General features: G+C 48.5%; 10 protein-coding genes. 9 read left to right on the top strand and 1 reads right to left on the bottom strand.

Features of this window, described 5'->3' with window-relative positions:
- The first annotated feature begins 159 nt into the window (after positions 1–159).
- Positions 160–2883, top strand: a complete 2724-nt coding sequence (locus ACKX14_RS04065) for a glycoside hydrolase family 3 N-terminal domain-containing protein (RefSeq protein WP_422444911.1) — start codon at positions 160–162, stop codon at positions 2881–2883.
- A complete protein-coding gene (locus ACKX14_RS04060; RefSeq protein WP_422444910.1) occupies positions 2880–9386 on the top strand; it encodes a glycoside hydrolase family 3 N-terminal domain-containing protein in 6507 nt (2168 codons plus the stop codon). The genes ACKX14_RS04065 and ACKX14_RS04060 overlap by 4 nt, the downstream gene beginning before the upstream one ends.
- Positions 9387–9639: 253 nt before the next feature.
- On the opposite strand, the gene ACKX14_RS04055 is transcribed toward ACKX14_RS04060, so the two are convergent.
- A complete protein-coding gene (locus tag ACKX14_RS04055; protein ID WP_422444908.1) occupies positions 9640–10014 on the bottom strand; it encodes a helix-turn-helix domain-containing protein in 375 nt (124 codons plus the stop codon).
- Positions 10015–10413: 399 nt separating this feature from the next.
- Here ACKX14_RS04055 and ACKX14_RS04050 point away from each other — a divergent pair, with 399 nt between their 5' ends.
- The 7 genes from ACKX14_RS04050 to ACKX14_RS04020 all read left to right on the top strand — a co-directional run bounded on the left by ACKX14_RS04050 (position 10414) and on the right by ACKX14_RS04020 (position 19497).
- Positions 10414–10830 carry a PTS sugar transporter subunit IIA gene (locus ACKX14_RS04050; RefSeq protein WP_422444906.1) on the top strand — a complete coding sequence of 139 codons (417 nt, stop codon included), beginning with the start codon at positions 10414–10416 and terminating at the stop codon, positions 10828–10830.
- A gap of 412 nt (positions 10831–11242) precedes the next feature.
- On the top strand, positions 11243–12088 hold the full coding sequence (locus ACKX14_RS04045; RefSeq protein ID WP_422444904.1) for a DegV family protein: 846 nt from the start codon (positions 11243–11245) through the stop codon (positions 12086–12088).
- An 84-nt stretch (positions 12089–12172) separates the two neighbouring features.
- Positions 12173–13297, top strand: a complete 1125-nt coding sequence (locus ACKX14_RS04040; RefSeq protein ID WP_422444903.1) for a CapA family protein — start codon at positions 12173–12175, stop codon at positions 13295–13297.
- A gap of 158 nt (positions 13298–13455) precedes the next feature.
- Positions 13456–16980 (top strand): pyruvate:ferredoxin (flavodoxin) oxidoreductase, encoded by a 3525-nt coding sequence (gene nifJ / locus ACKX14_RS04035; protein ID WP_422444901.1) that lies wholly within the window; start codon positions 13456–13458, stop codon positions 16978–16980.
- A 311-nt stretch (positions 16981–17291) separates the two neighbouring features.
- Positions 17292–18494 carry a DNA polymerase IV gene (locus ACKX14_RS04030; protein ID WP_422444899.1) on the top strand — a complete coding sequence of 401 codons (1203 nt, stop codon included), beginning with the start codon at positions 17292–17294 and terminating at the stop codon, positions 18492–18494.
- Positions 18495–18651: 157 nt separating this feature from the next.
- A complete protein-coding gene (locus tag ACKX14_RS04025; protein WP_422444897.1) occupies positions 18652–18819 on the top strand; it encodes a Flp family type IVb pilin in 168 nt (55 codons plus the stop codon).
- Positions 18820–18987: 168 nt separating this feature from the next.
- On the top strand, positions 18988–19497 hold the full coding sequence (locus ACKX14_RS04020; RefSeq protein WP_422444895.1) for an A24 family peptidase: 510 nt from the start codon (positions 18988–18990) through the stop codon (positions 19495–19497).
- Positions 19498–19499 lie beyond the last annotated feature (2 nt).

Here is a 19499-nt window from a genome sequence, read left to right as displayed (position 1 = left end):
TTCTTAAGCTGGCTTTAGCCTGAATAGCGACTTTCAGTCGCAAATAATTCCCTGCACTCCAGTGCAGGGTGGTTCAATGGAGATAATATCGAAGGAACGGCAATTGTTACAAAGTCCGGGGTGGTGTTGAAAGATATTTCAATAACTGGAGATTTATATTTGACAGAAGGCATAGGCGAAGGCGAAGTAACCCTGGAGAATGTAACAGTAAAAGGCTGTTCGTTTATAAATGGCGGTGGGAAAAACAGTATAACAATAATAGACAGTAAATTGCAAGAAATTGTAATTAATAAAAAAGGCGGAGAAGTTCGCATTGTTATAAAAGGCTCTTCTACGGTATCATATATATCAGCGCTCAAAAAAGCAATTATCGAAGTATTAGATAACTCTGCGGTTGATAGTATAACCGTTGAAGCGGGTGCAGATGGAACCGCTATAGTTGGGAAAGAAAGAATCAAAGAAATTGCATCCGAAGCAAACAACGTGACTGTTGACGGCAAAGCATACGCTGAGGAAGCCATCACAGAGGAAGAAAAGACCAGCAGCGGCGGCGGCGGAAGTAGAGAAAAATCGACCGTTGCTACGCCCACTGCGTCACCATCACCAGGAACTTATGATACACCACAAACAGTAACACTTAGTTGTGCTACTTCAGGAGCCAGTATTTATTACACAACCGATGGCAGCACGCCGACCAGAAATAGTATGCTTTACACCGCTCCAATAACTATAAATGTCACTACAACAATAAAAGCAATAGCAGTAAAAAGCGGCTGGTATGATAGTCCTGTTGCTACATTTACGTATACTATCACTTCTGAAACTGCCAGCTATACAGTTACCTTTAATCTCAACGGAGCGCCAGGCACTGCTCCAGATCCTGTGACTGTTGAAAAAGGCAAAACGGTAACGCTTCCTGCAAATCCAACATGGGAAGGTCACATTTTTGCCGGGTGGTACACAACCCCCGAAGGCGGACAGTATGAGGCTTTCAACACAAGCACACCTATTAACAAAGATACCACGCTTTACGCGCAATGGATGGAAGAAGACCATGTCAGGTATATCACCACCACATCTGATGGAAAGACAGTGAAGCTAGGCTATTCCACCTACTCGGGTGTGAAGATCCGCAAGATGTCGGATAACTCCGAAGTGCCGGAGGCTGATCTCCAGACTGGTAATGTAAACTATGGCGTGTATAAGGACTTAAACGGCAACGGAATACTGGATGATTATGAAGACTGGAGGAAGGATGTTAACACCCGTACAGCGGATCTTGCTGCTAAAATGTCCTATAAGGAAATAGCGGGCCTCATGCTGTACAGCAGCCACCAGAGGAATTGGACGTCTTCCATTCCGACACAGGCCCAGGTTACATTCCTTGCCAATGACGACCTCAGGCATGTATTGATTGCAGGTGAGATCCCTGCCAGGATAGCAGCACTCTGGAACAATAATATTCAGGCAATATGCGAAAAGATGGGACTTGGTATACCTGCCAATAACAGCTCTGATCCGCGCCATAGTGCTGCGGTAGGTGTAGAGTACTATTCTGCGAATACTGGTACGATTTCGTTGTGGCCCAATTCACTCGGTCTTGCAGCCACATTCGATCCTGAACTGGTATTTGAGTTTGGAAAGATAGCATCCAAGGAGTACCGTGCATTGGGAATTACTACGGCACTATCTCCGCAGATAGATATTGCTACAGAACCCCGCTGGAACCGTATAAACGGTACATTTGGTGAAGATCCCAAACTTGCGGCTGATATGACTAATACATATGTAAGAGGTTTCCAGGGAACATTTGACGAAAATGGCAATTTGCTTGGTTGGGGCTATGACAGTGTAAATGCAATGATCAAGCACTGGCCGGGCGGCGGCGCCGGTGAAGGCGGCCGTGATGCGCACAATGATTTCGGAAAATATTCGGTATTCCCGGGTAATAACTTTGATGCGCATCTCATCCCGTTTGTTGATGGAGCACTGCAAGGTACTGCCGACCAGACTACGATGGCTACCGCTGTAATGCCCTACTACACCATTTCATACAATGTGGATCCTTCTGGAAAAGATTTGGCAAATGCTTACAGCGAATATATTATTACAGACCTGCTGCGTGAAAAATATAATTTTGACGGTGTCATCTGTACCGACTGGGGTGTTGACGGTACACGCGGCTGGGGGCTGGATATAGAATCTCTCAGCACGGCGGAACGTTCTAAGCTTTTGATAGAGGCCGGCGTTGACCAGTTCGGTGGACGAAACACTTCCCAGTATATTCTGGAAGCCGTTGAACTTGCAAAGGCGGAAGGAACCGAGGAAAACTTCAGGCGGAAAATGGAAGAGTCGGCTTCACGCTTGCTCAAGAATATATTCAGGACCGGCCTGTTTGAAAACCCATATCTCGATGAAGAAAAATCTGAGGAAATTGTTGCCAATGAAGAGTTTGTACAAAAAGGTTATGAAGCACAAGTCAAGTCCATTGTCATGCTGAAGAACCATAATAGTATATTGCCTCTTGCAGAAACTACTAAAGTTTATATTCCAAAAAATGACAAAGGTGAATACTTGCTAAAAGGAGCTCAAACCCACTTTACGGTTGTGGATGATCCCAATGAGGCGGATGTTGCTATCGTTACTTTAAATAGCCCAATCAGTCCCAGCAGCGGAATGTTCGGCGGTGGATGGTCAGCAGCAAGTGGATATTATCCATTGACTCTGCAGTACAGCGAGTACACTGCAGTCAAAGCCCGCGATGTTTCTGTAGCCGGTGACTACAGGAATATAACGGATAACTCCAGCAAGTATCTCAACCGTAGTTTCAAAAACGGAAAAGTTACGGCTACTCTAATTTCTCATCATATCAGGTTCTTTTGAAAACCAAGGAAGCAATGGGCAACAAGCCGGTTATAGCGGTGATAAACCTTGACAATCCAATGGTATTCACGGAAGTAGACGCTGTTTCGGACGCCATACTGGTGCGTTTTGCTTCCAGTGATAACGCCGTTCTCGACATCATCAGCGGTAAAGTGGAGCCATCAGGTCTTCTGCCCTTACAGATGCCTAAGGACATGGCGGCTGTCGAGGAGCAGTATGAGGATGTGCCGCGCGACATGGAGTGCTATGTGGACTCCGACGGCAATACCTATGACTTTGCCTTTGGCCTCAACTGGAGCGGTGTCATCAATGATGAACGCGTTAAAAAGTACAAGGTAGATCCGCTTACCTCACCGGAGAGCGGCAGCACTACTGACGACTATGTAACAGTTTTAACACACACCCTGCACATCGGCAAGATTGGTACACCTTACAGTGCAAAGATTGAAACCAAGGAAGCCGGTGCTACTTTAACACTGGTGGACGGAGTACTGCCTGAAGGACTCAGCTTCAACAACGGTACCATCAGCGGTACGCCCGCTGCTGGTACACACAGGTTTGGCAACCAGCTTACTATTAAAGCCTCTGCAGAAGGAAAACAGGATAGAATATTCAGGATAACCCTTGTTGTGAATGAGACCGGACCTGTGAATCTGGCTGATCCGAATGAACTGTCAATACTTCTCACCCTTGCAAAAGCAAAGGTAGAAAGCAACTATACTTCAGATACATGGGCAGCGTTTGCTGAAGCTTTGGAAGCCGCCCAGGCTGTTTACGACAATGCAAGCGCTTCTACACAGGATGAGATTGACAATGCTGCAAATGCTCTTAAAAATGCAATGGCAGCACTAAAGAGAATAGGCGACGAAGGACCAGTACTTGAAAAAGTAGCCACACCGACAGCAAGTGTTGCTTCCGGGACATATGATGAGGCAATAAATGTGACTTTATCCTGTGCAACACCAGGTGCAACAATATATTATACAACCGATGGAACCACACCAACTACACAAAGTGCAAGATATAACCGCTCTATCATAATAAGATACAATACCACTTTAAAAGCTATTGCTGTAAAAGCAGACATGGAAAACAGTGATGTTGCAGTTTACAATTATATAATTAGAGTAGCTACGCCTACTGCAACTCCTGGTTCTAACTCTTATCCTAGTTTACCGGATGGTGTAATATTGAGCTGTTCTACACCAGATGCAAGTATTTATTACACTACAGGGCCTAATGCTGAGGCTACACCTGATCCATCTGCTTCAACAGGAACACTATACACTGGACCGATACAAGTAACTGAAAGTATGACTATAAAAGCCGTAGCAGTAAAAAGTGGTGCACCGGACAGCTACATTGCTGTATTCACATACACTATCGATCCAAACATTGTTCAATTAACAGACGAAGCTTCTATTGATGCAGTAATGGATCAAATGACATTGGAAGAAAAAGTATCGCTTCTTGGAGGTGTAAGCTCTGGAAACAGAGTTGCGGGTGCTGCAGGCGGTACGCAACCCAACCTATATTACAAATATGGCATACCAGGGACATCGCTTGCAGATGGCCCGGCGGGTGTAAGAATTAACGCACTTCCACCAGGTCTTACAGATTCACAGGGCAATCAGCTGACAAGATATGCTACACAGTTCCCCAATGCTGCAGCACGCGCAGCCACATGGAATGTGGAACTTGGCCATGAAATCGGCGAAGCCGTCGGCAAAGAGTTGTATTACTTCGGTTCTGACCTGTGGTTAGCTCCGGGAATGAACATTCATAGGCATCCGCTGAACGGAAGGAATTTCGAGTATTATTCGGAAGATCCGCTGCTTAGCGGAAAATTCGCAGCAGCAGAAGTTAACGGCTTGCAGTCAGAAGGGGTAGGAGCAACAATCAAGCATTTTGCGGCAAACAACCAAGAAACTGGAAGGTCAAACCTTATTACAAACATAGGGCAGAGAGCACTTCGCGAGATCTATTTGAAAGGCTTTGAAATTGCCGTAAAAGAGGCCCAGCCCTGGGCAATAATGACTGCATACAATCAGATTAATGGTTATAGCTGTGCGCAGAACCCTGAACTGACAACGACCATAGTAAGAGATGAATGGGGATTCAACGGGATAATAATGACAGATTGGGGCGGCCAGGGTAACAGTTCATATTGGGGCTCTGACTCGCCAAATGCACATTCGTCATTGGTAAAAGCCGGTGTTGATTTATCAATGCCTAGCGGTAACCCCAATAATATAATCGCCGGATACAATGCAGGGTTCCTGACAATGGATGAAATAGATGCAGCTGTAAGAAGATTTCTCCAATATATTGTAAAAACTCCAAGATTTAAAGGCGTTCCCATGAGTTCGGATCCCAACATATATGCAGAAGAAAATGAAGAGGTAGCTTACAAAACTGCTGTCGAAAGCATGATAATACTTAAGAACGAAGAAGTAAATGGCAAACCGGCGCTTCCATTGAACGGTGAAACAATCCTCACGATAGGTAATGCTACAAATAATATGGTGCGCGGTGGTGCCGGAAGTGGTAATGTCAATATTGACACCAGCAGACTTGTACACCTTGCGCAAGCGCTGAAAGACGAAGGGAAAACTGTAATTGACGCTACAACATTTGATTTTCCGCAGGTTGACAGCATAGTTGCTGTCGGCGGCATGGGCGGTGACCCTGCATTTAAGGAAATGCAGCCCACCAGAGAACAATTGCTCGATCTTGTAGACAGTGCTGATAGTGTCATAATGACTATACGCAGAGGTTCTGCAGAGAACATAGACGTAAAGAAAGAAAAAGGCGCCTACTATATAAGTGATGCAGAAAGATATCTGATTGAGACAGCATCCGAATTCTGCCGTGAGCAAGGAAAACCGTTTGTAGTAGTATTGAATATGGGCGGCCCAATAGAAATAGAAAGCTGGAAGGATAAGGCCGATGCAATACTGCTTGCGTGGGAACCCGGAACAGTTCTCGCAAAGCCAGTTGCTGCAGTACTGGTAGGCAAAGAAAATCCGTCTGGCAAGCTTCCAACAACCTTCCCGATCGATGTTGAAGGAACTGCTGAAAATAGTATGCCGTATGTTGCAACAGGAAATGAATTTGGCAAGACCAGTGCTCAAGGTGGTGTAACATACAATGAAGGTATATATGTAGGATACCGTTACTATGATACATTTAACGTGCCTGTATCATATGAGTTTGGATACGGCAAGAGCTACTCAACCTTTGAATACAGTAATTTGAACCTTAGTTCCGATACGTTCAATGATACATTGAATGTAACAGTAGATATAACAAATACGAGTTCAGTTCCTGGAAAAGAAGTAGTCCAATTGTATGTAGGGGCTCCTGGTGTGTCAATGCATAAGCCGGTTAAAGAATTGAAGGCTTTTGCAAAAACCAAGGTGCTCGAAGGTGGAGAAACAGAGACACTATCGTTTACTCTTGATGCTATGAGTCTTGCATCATATGATGAAGACCGTGATGCATGGGTCGCAGAGCCCGGAGTATATACCGTATATGCAGCAGCATCTTCTAAAGACATAAGGCTGACCGCGACATTTACTGTTCCAAACGAAATTGTTGTTGAAACAGCTCACGATGTGCTTGTTCCTAAAGTTGAAATCAATGAATTAAGACCGGAAACAATTGAGGAGGTATACAAGAACCCGAATGCTCCTGTAGAGGATAGGGTAGCTGATCTTCTTAGCAGAATGACATTGGAAGAAAAAGTGGGTCAGATGCTGCAGCCAGAAGTCACCTACGTAACACCAGAACAAGTCAAAAACCTTTATATAGGATCGGTCTTAAGTGGAGGAGGAGCTGATCCCAAAACAGGCAACGAAATGCAAGACTGGTATGACATGGTTAAGCCATATGTAGAAGCATCGCTGCAGACAAGACTTGGTATTCCCATTATATATGGTGTTGACGCAGTACACGGTCACAGCAACATTATCGGCGCCACCATATTCCCACACAACATAGGTCTAGGAGCTATAGCCACAGGAAATCTAGAAGAAGGCGTAGATATCGTTAAGAGAATAGGCGCTGTAACAGCAGAAGAAATGAGAGTTACAGGTATTAGATGGAACTTTGCACCTTGTCTTGCAAATCCGCAGGATATCAGCTGGGGCAGAACATATGAGGGTTTCAGCGAAGATTTAGATATAGTTGCTGAGCTTGGAGTTGCATATGTGCAAGGTTTGCAGGGAGATACCATTGATGAACTGAAGAACCCCAACAAAGCAGTGGCCACAGTAAAGCATTATATAGGCGAAGGATATACAGAAAACGGAACAAACCAAGGCAATGTCACCTCCATGACAAAAGAAGAAGTAGCAGAAAAACTGTTAAAGCCTTATGCCGATACGATAGCTGCTGGTGTAAGGGCGGTTATGCCTTCATTCCACAGCATCCAGGGAGTTAAAATGCATGCCAGCAAGTATCTGCTAACGGATGTATTGAAGGAACAGCTTGGATTTGACGGTTTTGTTATAACCGACTACAACGCAATCCAACAGATTAACGTCGATGAAGACGGCAATCCTGTAAGTGGTTTGAAGAACCAACTTAAAGTGGCCATCAATGCTGGATGCGATATGCTGATGCAGGTATCAAACTATGAAACCTGTATCAACCATATCAAACAGCTTGTAGCAGACGAACAGAATAATCCGGGCAGTGGCATTCCGATGTCCAGGATTGATGATGCAGTTGCAAGGATTTTAAGAGTTAAATTCCAGGCGGGCTTGTTTGATAATCCAATTGATCCCAATCCCGCAGAAAATCCCGAAATAGCAGAAGAAATCGGTTCTGATGAACACAGGGCACTGGCCAGAGAAGCTGTAAGAAAGTCCCTGGTACTGCTTAAGAATGATGAAGTCAATGGCAGCCCGATACTTTCACAGCTTAAAGATATGGATAAAATATTTGTAGCAGGAAAGAGCGCTGATGATATAGGAATTCAGTGCGGAGGATGGACCGTTCAGTGGCAAGGTGCTGCAGGCGATATCACAAAGGGAACCACTATATTAGAAGGCATAATAAATGCTGCAGGAGAGGAAAAAGTAACCTATAGCGCTGACGGCACCGGTGCCGAAGGATACGACGTAGCTATTGTGGTAGTAAGTGAACCCCCTTATGCAGAGGGCAATGGAGACGACTTAAATAAGTTGCAGCTAAGCAGTACGGACAAAGCGACACTTGCCAATGTAAAAGAAGCAGGAATTCCGATAGTTATGGTACTAATTTCAGGAAGACCCATGGTGATTACCGAGTATCTTGACGATATTGACGGATTAGTGGCGGCATGGCTGCCGGGCACAGAAGGTGACGGAGTAGCTGATGTTCTCTTTGGAGACCAGGACTTTGTAGGAAGACTTCCCATGAAGTGGCCCTACTATTTTGAAGCGATTCCGCTAGTACATGAGGAGGAAAAGTATGTGTTGTTCGATACCGGCTATGGCCTTACAAAGAATCAAGCTACACCTGAATTGCCTGATATACCAACTCATCCGCATGATACTATCCCGGAAAAAGCTGAGCCGGTAAGTATTCCTGGAAACATTGAAGCGGAGATTTACACATGGAACTCTGGCTTTCGCGTAGCGACTGATACAGCTTCAGGTACGACTTTTATCAATAGTTTCGACGAAGGCGACTATATAAAATATTACATTGACGTACCTGAAGACGGCACCTATACTGTGGAATTTAGGTACTCAGCAACTAGAGACCTCAACAATGCAATATCGATTAAAGATCAAAACGGCAACGTATTAGGTACTATCACCTTAACGAAAAACAGTAATTTGGGGCAGAAGGTCAATTGGTCTACCGTAACCAGGGACATTGAATTAAGAGCAGGATCGCAGCTGCTGACCATTTCCCTCAATGCCCTTGGCACCCCGGCACAGGGTGAATCATGGCGTGGCGGCCCTGGCAAACTAGATTGGATAAAGATATATGAAGCTGTTGAACCAGCGGTAGAAAAACCGACAGCATCGCCGGCTCCAGGAACATACGGAAGTGAGCAGACTGTTGAACTCAGCTGTGCAACAGAAGGTGCGGAAATATATTACACAACAGATGGCAACGATCCTGCGACAACCGTATCAGAATCCGTTTATAAGTACAGTGCCCCAATAATCATAAATGTTTCTACAACCATCAAAGCAATAGCTGTGAAGGAAGGCGTGGAAAACAGTGAAATAGCTGTTTTCAAGTATACTATCAAAGCGGCCACTCCGACCGCATCTGTACAGCCGGGAGCGGTTCAAAGCGGTACGCAAATAGAATTGAGCTGTGCTACTGAAGGTGCTAAAATTTATTACACACTGGATGGTAGTGAACCGGATACTACAAGTAAACAGTATGATGGTAATCCTATAACTATAAATGAAGATATAACAATCAAAGCCATAGCAGTGAAAGATGGCATTGAGAGCAGTGAAATAGCTACCTTTGTCTACACTATTCAACCATAACATGCTGCAAAAAAACCTCCCGGTATAGTTATATCCGGGAGGTTATACCTTTAAAAGTCAGATGTGAAAAGGGGAAAAATGTGAAAAAAACTTTGAATTGTTAATGGTGATATTTATGATTACAACACTGATTTCGGGCTGTAACGCTGTTAAGAAGGATGTTCCTCTAACGAATGAAGCCTCAGGTTATAACCAACCGAGCACGCAAAAAGACAAAAGCAGAAGTCAAGAAGCTCCTGCAGATAAAAATGTTTCAGCTTTTATTTGTTTTCATGGCTTCGTCCACGGCTTCTATAAAAAATTTCAGCGATTTTGGCGGTATCTTTTTGTTTACGGCTTCCAGCATTACCTCAACGTACCCCTCCGGAATGCTTAAGCCTTTTGTGCAGCCGGTTTGTTTAAGGTCCACCATGTTTTCTCCGTCTTCGAAAAACCAGCTGAGAGGTTTTCCGGCGTATTCGGCAAGGGCTTTAAGGACCTTTTTTGAAGGTTCCCTCTTGCCCTTGACGTATTTTTGAAGGGTTGTATAGTGGACCTTTACGCCGGTTTTTTCATATACTCTGTCGGCCAGCTCCTGATAGGAAATATCTCCCTTAATGTACTCTATTTTTTCATTGATACCTTCCATCGCAAATTCACCGCTTCTTTTAAAGTTTACCGGGAACGTAGACATACAGTCTACAAAATAAAAGAAAAACAGACATTGGCATAACTATTTTAATATAATTGCCGTTAATGGCAAAATAAGGGGTTATAGCCATTTTGACTAATAATAGACTGTAAGGCTATAATATAATCGGTTTTGTTTATTGAAGCAAGCCCGCGTGAGCGCAGAAAAAGGAGGTGGGCCTAAAACAAAAAACGGATAAAAGACCCCCGCAATTCAAAAAGTGCCGTAACATTAATAATAATACTATAAGGGTAGTCCAAAATCAATCGTATTATTCCCGAATCCATCCGCAAAGGCTCGGGCTTTCGACACAGGCCGCCGTAGACTGAATTTCCCACGGGCCGGGAAGTGATAAATGTGGCGGGAATTGTTTTGATTTCTCACGGTAATCTGGCTGCGGAGATGCTCTGCACCCTGGAGATGATCATGGGGCCTCAAAGGGCCATCAGGGCCGTGGGGATGCAGCCGGGAGAAGGGGAAGATTCGCTTGAGGAAAGGATAGCCGCTGCCGTATCCAGGGTAGACGACGGTATGGGTGTGCTTTTATTTGTGGATTTGTTTGGCGGGTCGCCGTTTAACGCCTGCCTGCGGCTGATTTCCTCCTCACAAATTTTTATTCCGGTGGATATCATAACCGGCATGAATTTGCCTATGATTATGGAGGCGTGCGTATACTCCAGGGGAAGGAGTTTACCCCAACTGGTAGGTATGGTTAAAAGGGGAGCGCGAAGGGGTATCAGGGTGTATTCGGACTTGAAGGTAGAAAATGTGTGATTTATCTTGTTTTTAATATTAAGGTTAAGAAAGGCGGGCTCTACCAGCAAACAGTTACTGGGTAGAGGGTGTGCGATTTGTTTAATATTAATGCGGCACGGTGAAAATAATACAAACGCTGCTTTTATATGACAAATATTACTTTAGCTATTATTTGCGGGGTCAAAACCGTAAAAGAAAAGGGGGCATATGCAAGGGGTGACATGCTGTGGGGAAACCGCAGCTTTTTATTTTTGTATTTTTCGGCGGCATCAAAAACTGCAGGTTATTTACAACAAATTTGAGAATTGATATGATGGGATTAGACAAATAAGGATTTTGAAATGCCGGAATAAAAAATGATGTGGTTGATGCGGGTAGTGCGGTAATTATTTGAAGAAAGCCGGTAAAAAGGAGGAATTGGGAGTTCATCATGAAAAGAGCGATTATAATTACCGACAGTTCATGCGATCTTCCCGAGGAGGTCATAAACCGGTATCCCATAAGAGTAATGCCTATGGCCGTCTCGGTTAAGGACAACCCCGGCATGGACATTTCCAATCTTACCGTAAAAGAATTTTACGACATGATGAGGCAAAACAAAATTCTGCCCACCACCTCCCAGGTAACGGTGCCGTCTTTTATGAAGGTCTATGAAGAATGTATAAATCAGAACCTGGTACCCATTGTGCTGGGCCTTTCATCCAGGCTGACCGGCAGCTACCAGTCGGCGCTGATGGCAAAAGAAAATCTAAAGGCCGACGAAGTCATCGTCATTGATTCCAGGTGCGCCAGCCTTGGCCTGGGCCTTGCGGTGCTGAAGGCGGCAAAAATGGCGGAGGAAGGCAGGAGCCCAGAGGAAATTGCCGGGGAGGCGGAACGATACGCCCACCACATGGAGCACATTTTTACCGTGGATTCTCTGGACCACCTGAGGCGGGGAGGCCGGATTTCAGCGGCTCAGGCCTTCGTTGGAGGGCTTTTAAATATAAAGCCCATCCTGCACTTTGTGGACGGGGCCATCCACCCTCTGGAAAAGGTGCGGGGCCGGAAAAATGTGGTAAGGAGAATGGTCGAAATCATGGCCGAAAGGGGCAAGAACCTGGAGGACCAGCTTGTCGGCATAAGCCACGGCGACAATGAGGAGCTGGCCGCGGAACTGGCCGACGCCGTAAAAAAGGAATTCGGGGTCAGGGAAATTATGACTTCCTGGATTGGTCCCGTGATAGGAGCGCATTCCGGGCCGGGTACGGTGGCGCTCTTTTTCCAGAACGCATAAAAAACTAAGCGGTAAATCGACATATCCGATGCGGAGATGCCTTTGGCCGGTAAAATTTAGGGGCGAATGCGGAGGGCCGCAGCGATGACTGCTCGTAAAAAACAAATTGCAGCTTTCATCTTTTTTATAGCATTGTCAGGTTTAATAAACTACGGTTTTGTTTTAAAGAATACACCGGGAGATGTGCAGTTAGATGCATTCCCTGACAGCAACGCGGCTGCAAAAGCGCCGGCCGGGGATTTCAACGATGTCCCGCCCCCGCCGCCTCCGGAGAACCCCCGCGTCACCATTGCGGCGGTGGGAGATGTAATGATGCACGAGGGACAGATATGGTCAGGCTATGATGCAAGTAGCGGTCGATACGATTATACCTCTTTTTTTAAGGAAGTGAGGGAAGAGATTTCTTCCGCCGACATAGCCATGGCCAACCTGGAGACCACCCTGGGCGGAAAGGAACAGAAATACACCGGCTACCCCAGGTTCAGCAGCCCTGACGAACTGGCCGACGCACTGAAATATGCGGGATTTGACGTTGTCGTCACTTCAAACAATCACTGCATGGACCGGGGAGAAAAAGGGCTTTTGAGGACGTTGAGAGTGCTTAAGGAAAAAGGCCTGCAGCCCGTAGGCACCGGCGAATCTTTTGAGGCGAGGCAGAAGGTGTTTGTAAAAGAGGCCAACGGGTTAAAAGTGGCCTTCCTGGCTTACACCTACGGCACCAACGGCATTCCCGTGCCGGAAGATAAACCCTATCTGGTAAACCTGATAGAAGAAAAGGCCATTTTAAACGATCTGGCGAGGGCGCGGGAAAACGCCGACGCCGTTGTGATATATCTGCATTTCGGACAGGAGTATCGAAGAGAGCCTTCGGAAGAACAAAAAAGACTGGCACGCCTCCTGCTGGAGAGGGGGGCGGATGTGATAATCGGCAGCCACCCCCATGTGCTGCAGCCCGGAGAGTGGATTGAGGTGGAAGATCCGGCCGGAGGGACGGTAAAAAAATACGCGGCCTATTCCCTGGGCAACTTTATATCGGCCCAGAGGTTTCCCCTTACCGAAGAGGGCGTGATCCTGAAGGTCGTTCTCGAAAAGGACTTGAGCCTCGGAAGGGTGTACATAAAAGAATTGATCGAAATTCCCACATGGGTGGACAAGTTCAAAAGTGACGGCAGGATGAGATATGTGGTGAGGCCGGGCAAAAAGGTTTGAAGGCCGTTATTTTTTTTTCAACCGGGGAGGAAAATGGAGTTTTGTGTAGAATTATATTCCGGGGATACAGGTATACAAAAATCATGCAGCGGCTGCACGATTATTTCATCCGCGGCCGGGAAAATCCAGTATCATTAAAAAAAGGAGAGGAATAACCGATGGCCAAAGTCATGAAGTCCATGGACGGGAATACCGCCGCCGCCCATGTGGCGTACGCCTTTACCGAAGTGGCGGCGATTTATCCCATAACTCCCTCGTCCCCCATGGCCGAAAACGTGGACGAATGGAGCGCCCATGGCAGGAAAAACATTTTCGGGCAGAAAGTAAGAGTGGTGGAGATGCAGTCCGAGGCGGGAGCTGCCGGCGCCGTCCACGGTTCCCTGGCGGCAGGCGCCCTCACGACCACATTTACCGCCTCCCAGGGTCTGCTGTTGATGATTCCCAACATGTACAAAATTGCGGGAGAACTTCTCCCCGGGGTATTTCACGTGAGCGCCAGGGCTGTGGCATCCCACGCGCTGTCCATATTTGGCGACCACTCCGACGTAATGGCATGCCGCCAGACGGGTTTTGCCCTCCTGGCTTCCGGCAGCGTCCAGGAAGTAATGGACCTCGGCGGGGTGGCCCACCTGTCGGCCATAAAGGCCAGGGTGCCGTTCCTGCATTTCTTCGACGGTTTCCGGACATCCCACGAGATTCAGAAAATCGAGGTCCTCGATTACGATGACCTGGCAAAGCTGGTGGATTACGACGCGCTCAGAGAGTTCAGGAAAAGGGCGCTCAACCCCGAGCACCCCGTCACCCGCGGCACCGCCCAGAATCCGGACATCTTTTTCCAGGCGAGGGAAGCCTCCAATCCCTTCTATCTCGCCGTGCCCGACATCGTGGAAGACTACATGAAAGAAATAAGCAAATTGACCGGCCGCGAATACCACCTCTTCAATTACTACGGCCATCCTGAAGCCGAGAGGGTTATTGTGGCCATGGGTTCGGTGTGCGATACCATCGAAGAGACGGTGGATTACCTCATGGCAGGAGGGGAAAAGGTAGGGGTGCTGAAGGTGCACCTCTACAGGCCGTTCTCCGTTAAGCACTTCCTCGCTCAAATGCCGGCGACGGCAAGGAGGATCGCCGTGCTCGACAGGACCAAGGAACCCGGCTCCCAGGGAGAACCGCTTTACCAGGATGTCTGCACGGCGTTTTTCGACAGCGACATCCGGCCGGTGGTGGTGGGGGGCCGTTACGGCCTGGGTTCCAAGGACACGACGCCGTCACAGATAAAGGCGGTGTTCGACAACCTCAAAGCCGAATCGCCGAAGAACCACTTCACCATCGGCATAGTGGACGACGTGACATTTACTTCCCTGGAGGTAAAAGACGATATAAACACAGTGCCGGAGGGAACAGTTTGCTGCAAGTTCTGGGGCCTCGGCTCGGACGGTACCGTAGGGGCCAACAAGAGCGCCATCAAAATCATAGGCGACAACACCGACCTTTACGCCCAGGCGTATTTTGCCTATGACTCCAAGAAATCCGGCGGGGTCACCGTGTCGCACCTGCGCTTCGGCAAAAAACCCATAAGGTCCACTTACCTTATAGACAAGGCCGATTTCGTAGCATGCCACAACCAGGCCTATATCGGCAAATACGATGTACTGGCCGGCTTAAAAGACGGGGGCACCTTCCTCCTAAACACCCGGTGGTCGCCGGAAGAGCTTGAGCATAAACTTCCGGCTTCGGTGAAAAGATATCTTGCAAAACACAACATCAATTTCTATATCATAAATGCCGTCGATATCGCCCAGAAGCTTGGGCTCGGCGGGAGAATAAACATGATAATGCAGGCGGCGTTTTTCAAGCTGGCCAATATAATACCCATTGAGACGGCGGTGGAGCACCTGAAAAAGGCCATTGTGGACTCTTACGGGCACAAGGGAGAAAAGGTGGTCAACATGAACTTCCAGGCCGTCGACAGGGGAGTCGACGCCCTCGTGAAGGTGGACGTGCCCGCATCGTGGGCCGACGCCCTTGACGAAGCAGCAGCCGCCCGGGAGGTACCCGATTTTATAAAGAATGTGGCCGATGTGATGAACCGCCAGGAGGGCGACAGGCTGCCGGTCAGCGCCTTTGTGGGCATGGAAGACGGCACGTTTCCGCCGGGCACATCCAGATACGAAAAGCGCGGCATTGCGGTAAACGTGCCCGAGTGGCAGCCCGATGCCTGCATCCAGTGCAACCAGTGCTCTTTTGTTTGCCCCCATGCGGCCATCAGGCCCTTCCTTCTCAACGAGGAAGAAGTAAAGAACGCGCCGGAAGGATTCGTCACCAAAAAGGCTGCGGGCAAGGGGCTGGAGGGTCTGAACTTCCGCATCCAGGTGAGCGTGCTGGACTGCACGGGGTGCGGAGTGTGCGCCATCACATGCCCGGCCAAAGAAAAGGCCCTCATCATGAAGCCGCTGGAAACTCAGGCGCAACAGGCGGCCAACTGGGATTACGCCATGACCCTTTCTCCCAAGGAAAATCCTTTGAACAGGGAGACGGTCAAAGGCAGCCAGTTCGAGCAGCCCCTCCTGGAATTCTCCGGGGCCTGCGCCGGCTGCGGCGAAACTCCTTACGCCAAGCTGATAACCCAGCTTTTCGGTGACCGGATGATGATAGCCAACGCCACGGGGTGCTCTTCCATCTGGGGCGGCAGCGCACCGTCGACGCCTTACTGCACCAATAAGGACGGTCACGGTCCTTCCTGGGCCAACTCGCTGTTTGAGGACAACGCCGAATTCGGTTACGGCATGTACCTGGCGGTAAAACAGAAAAGAGAGAAACTGGCGTCCCTTATAAAGGAGGCCATGGAACTGGACCTTGCCCCGGAATTGAAAGAAGCCTTCCAGCTGTGGCTTGACAACATGAACGACGCGAAGATGACCAGGAAGGCGGCTCTGACCATCATACCGCTGATTGAAAAATATGAGACCGCCTGTGACAGGACCAAAAAGCTGCTTGCCGAGATTTACGATATGAAAGAATACCTGGTGAAAAAATCCCAGTGGATCTTCGGCGGAGATGGCTGGGCTTACGATATAGGCTTTGGCGGGCTCGATCACGTGCTGGCTTCGGGAGAAGACGTGAATGTGCTGGTGTTTGACACCGAGGTGTATTCGAACACCGGCGGCCAGTCTTCCAAGGCGACTCCCACCGGCGCCGTGGCGCAGTTTGCCGCCGCCGGTAAGAGAGTAAGAAAGAAAGACTTGGGCTTGATGGCCATGAGCTACGGCTACGTATATGTGGCCCAGGTGGCCATGGGCGCCAACCAGAATCAGCTGATAAAGGCCCTTGTGGAGGCCGAAAGCTATCCTGGCCCGTCCCTTATCATCGCATACGCCCCGTGCATCAACCACGGCATCAAGAGCGGCATGGGCTGCAGCCAGCTGGAGGCAAAAAAAGCGGTGGAAGCCGGTTACTGGCACCTTTACAGGTATAATCCCCTTTTGAAGGAACAGGGCAAGAATCCGTTCATACTCGATTCCAAAGACCCGACGGGTTCTTTCAGGGACTTCCTGATGGGAGAGGTGCGTTACTCGTCTCTCGCCAAGACCTTCCCCGACATAGCCGACGAACTCTTCAAGGCTGCGGAAAAGGACGCAAAAGAGAGGCTTGAGACCTATAAAAAGTTGGCGGGAATGTAATAAAGATAAAATGTAATAAGATAAAATAAAAAAGATCAAAAGGGTTACTGGCTTTTTGCCGGCAGCCCTTTTTTCCATTTATGGTAATATTAAACTTTCTACCGTTTGAATTTTTGAGGCCTACGGCCATTTTACCACAGCGAGTGACATTTTCTACTTAAGAAATTTTTATATGACATTATCACAGAATTGAGAAATTTTAAGATGACATTATCCCGGAAAAACCACATTTTAAGGCCCGATAGCCTTGATTTTGCCGCATGAAGGTGGTAAAATAAAATATACAGAACAACTGTTCGGGAGATGGGTTTATGCTGCCTATCATTCACGTGGATATGAACGCCTTCTACGCCTCGTGCCACCAGGCGAAGGACCCAGGCCTCAGGGGCAAGCCCGTGCTGGTGGCGGGGGACCCCGCCAGGCGAAACGGCATAATCCTCACCGCCTCCTACGAAGCCCGCAGGTTCGGGGTAAAGACCGCCATGCCCAACTGGGAGGCCAAGAAGCTGTGTCCCCACGCCATATTCATAAAGCCCGATTACGAGCTCTACGTGAGGACCAGCGAGCGGGTGATGGAAATACTCAGGAGGTTTTCTCCCCTGGTGGAAGTTTTCAGCATCGACGAGGCGTGGCTGGACGTGACGGGATGCGAAGGGCTTTTCGGCGACTCCGTTGAGATAGCCGGAAGAATCCAGGAAGCCATTTTGAAGGAGTTGGGTCTGACCTGCTCCGTGGGGGTTTCCTGCAACAAGCTCCTGGCTAAGATGGCCTCGGACCTGAAAAAGCCCGGCGGCCTTACGGTGCTGGCCCCCGAAGACGTCCCGCGGGTTTTATGGCCGCTGCCGGTGGACGAACTGTTCGGAGTGGGGCGGCGCATGGCGGAACACCTCAAGGGTATGAACATAAACACCATAGGGGATCTGGCCCAGGTGCCCGTGGAATTTCTCGAGAAGGCTTTCGGGCTGGTGGGGCGGCACCTGCACCTTGCGGCCAACGGCATAGACGACAGCCCGGTCGACCCCCATTCCATGGACACCGCCAGCTCCATGGGCCACTCGGTCACCCTTTCCAGGGATGTCACCACCTGGGAGGAGGCGGAGGCCGTACTGCTTTCACTCTCGGATAAAGTGGGGCGCAGGGTGCGGAGGGAAAGCTACGTGGGACGCACCGTAACCATCACCCTCCGGGACGCCTCCTTTTGCACCATCACCCGCTCGGTCACCATACCGCATACCAGCGCCACCGAAGACATATACGCCGCCGCCAGAAAGCTGCTTCACGCCAACTGGGACGGCAAAACGCCCCTGAGGCTCCTGGGGGTGAGCCTGTCCCGGCTGGTAAGGGAATTTGACCAGGTTTGTCTCTTCGAAAACGAAGCAAAAAAGAAAAGGCTCAACCGCGTCATAGACGAGATCAGGGACCGGTTCGGGGACGGTGCCATTTTCAGGGCGAAGATGAAGTCACATATGGAGTATTCGGAGCGCAAGCCGCCTCTCAGAAAGGGACTCGTTTGAGTCCCGTTTTATTTTGGGACAAACGTCCCAATCTGATTATGGGCCCCAGCGGTGAATTTTTTCGACTTTTGAATCATGCGCGGATTTATTTAAGCTGCTATTATTAAATCAAAAGAAGGATTAGGAATTCGAAGAAAAAACCAAGGAGGTCGGGAAAATGTTGAAACATTTTAAGAGACTCTGGACCGGCGAGGAAGGCCAGGGCATGGCCGAATACGGCCTCATCCTGGCGCTGGTGGCGGTGGTGGTAATCGCCGCTCTGACGGCTCTGGGGCAAGGCGTATTTAGTAATTTTCAAAAGGTAGCAGATGAACTTAACAAGTAGTAAGAGGAATCAAATATTAAAAATTTATATAATTTTTGCCACTGGCCCTACTTTTCGGTAGGGCCGCTTTAACACCAGAGCCTCTGTGAAAAGTTTTTCAGGCGGGCGTTGGGCTTCGGCTGAGTTATGGTTTCTACAGAGGAGCCTCTATGGAAAGGGCTGGTGGAAATGTCTGCGGATTGGCTTCTGATTCCGGTAATGGCTGTTTGCGTGTACACGGACATAAAATTTAAAAAAATCTATAACGCGGTTCTCTTCCCCGCAGCGGCGATAGGTCTTGCGTGGAATTTTTATTCAGGAGGTCTTGCCGGAGGGCTCGACGGAATAAAAGGCATGATGCTGGGTGTGGCGCTTCTCCTGGTGCCCTTCGTCATGGGCGGGATGGGGGCCGGAGACGTCAAGCTGATGGGGGTTGTGGGAGCCTTTAAAGGCCCCGGCTTTGTCTGGTCGTCGTTTCTTTTTACTGCGGTCATCGGAGGTCTTATCTCCATAGTGATCATGGCTAAAAGCGGGGCTTTTTCAGCACGGGTTAGGGCCGTTATCTTCACTCTCCTTTCGTTTTTCGGTTTCATCCCCGAAGTCAATATGCTCGACACCATCTACGGAGATTCGGCCCCGACCTTTCCATACGGTATCGCCATTGCGGCGGGTACCGTTCTGGCATATCTGATGAGGTGATT

The sequence above is a fragment of the Thermorhabdus hydrogeniformans genome (assembly GCF_049310025.1).
Lineage (GTDB): Bacteria > Bacillota > Thermosediminibacteria > Thermosediminibacterales > Tepidanaerobacteraceae > JBJYKD01.
Note: the sequence above shows the minus strand (reverse complement) of the source record. Positions and strands in the feature narration are given on the sequence as shown.

Excerpts from the sequence above, each read along its gene's own strand:
- ACKX14_RS04045 (WP_422444904.1), top strand. The coding sequence starts at position 11,243 with ATGAAAAGAGCGATTATAATTACCGACAGTTCATGCGATCTTCCCGAG.
- ACKX14_RS04030 (WP_422444899.1), top strand. The coding sequence starts at position 17,292 with ATGCTGCCTATCATTCACGTGGATATGAACGCCTTCTACGCCTCGTGC.
- ACKX14_RS04020 (WP_422444895.1), top strand. The coding sequence starts at position 18,988 with ATGTCTGCGGATTGGCTTCTGATTCCGGTAATGGCTGTTTGCGTGTAC.
- nifJ (WP_422444901.1), top strand. The coding sequence starts at position 13,456 with ATGGCCAAAGTCATGAAGTCCATGGACGGGAATACCGCCGCCGCCCAT.
- ACKX14_RS04025 (WP_422444897.1), top strand. The coding sequence starts at position 18,652 with ATGTTGAAACATTTTAAGAGACTCTGGACCGGCGAGGAAGGCCAGGGC.
- ACKX14_RS04055 (WP_422444908.1), bottom strand. The coding sequence starts at position 10,014 with ATGGAAGGTATCAATGAAAAAATAGAGTACATTAAGGGAGATATTTCC.
- ACKX14_RS04040 (WP_422444903.1), top strand. The coding sequence starts at position 12,173 with ATGACTGCTCGTAAAAAACAAATTGCAGCTTTCATCTTTTTTATAGCA.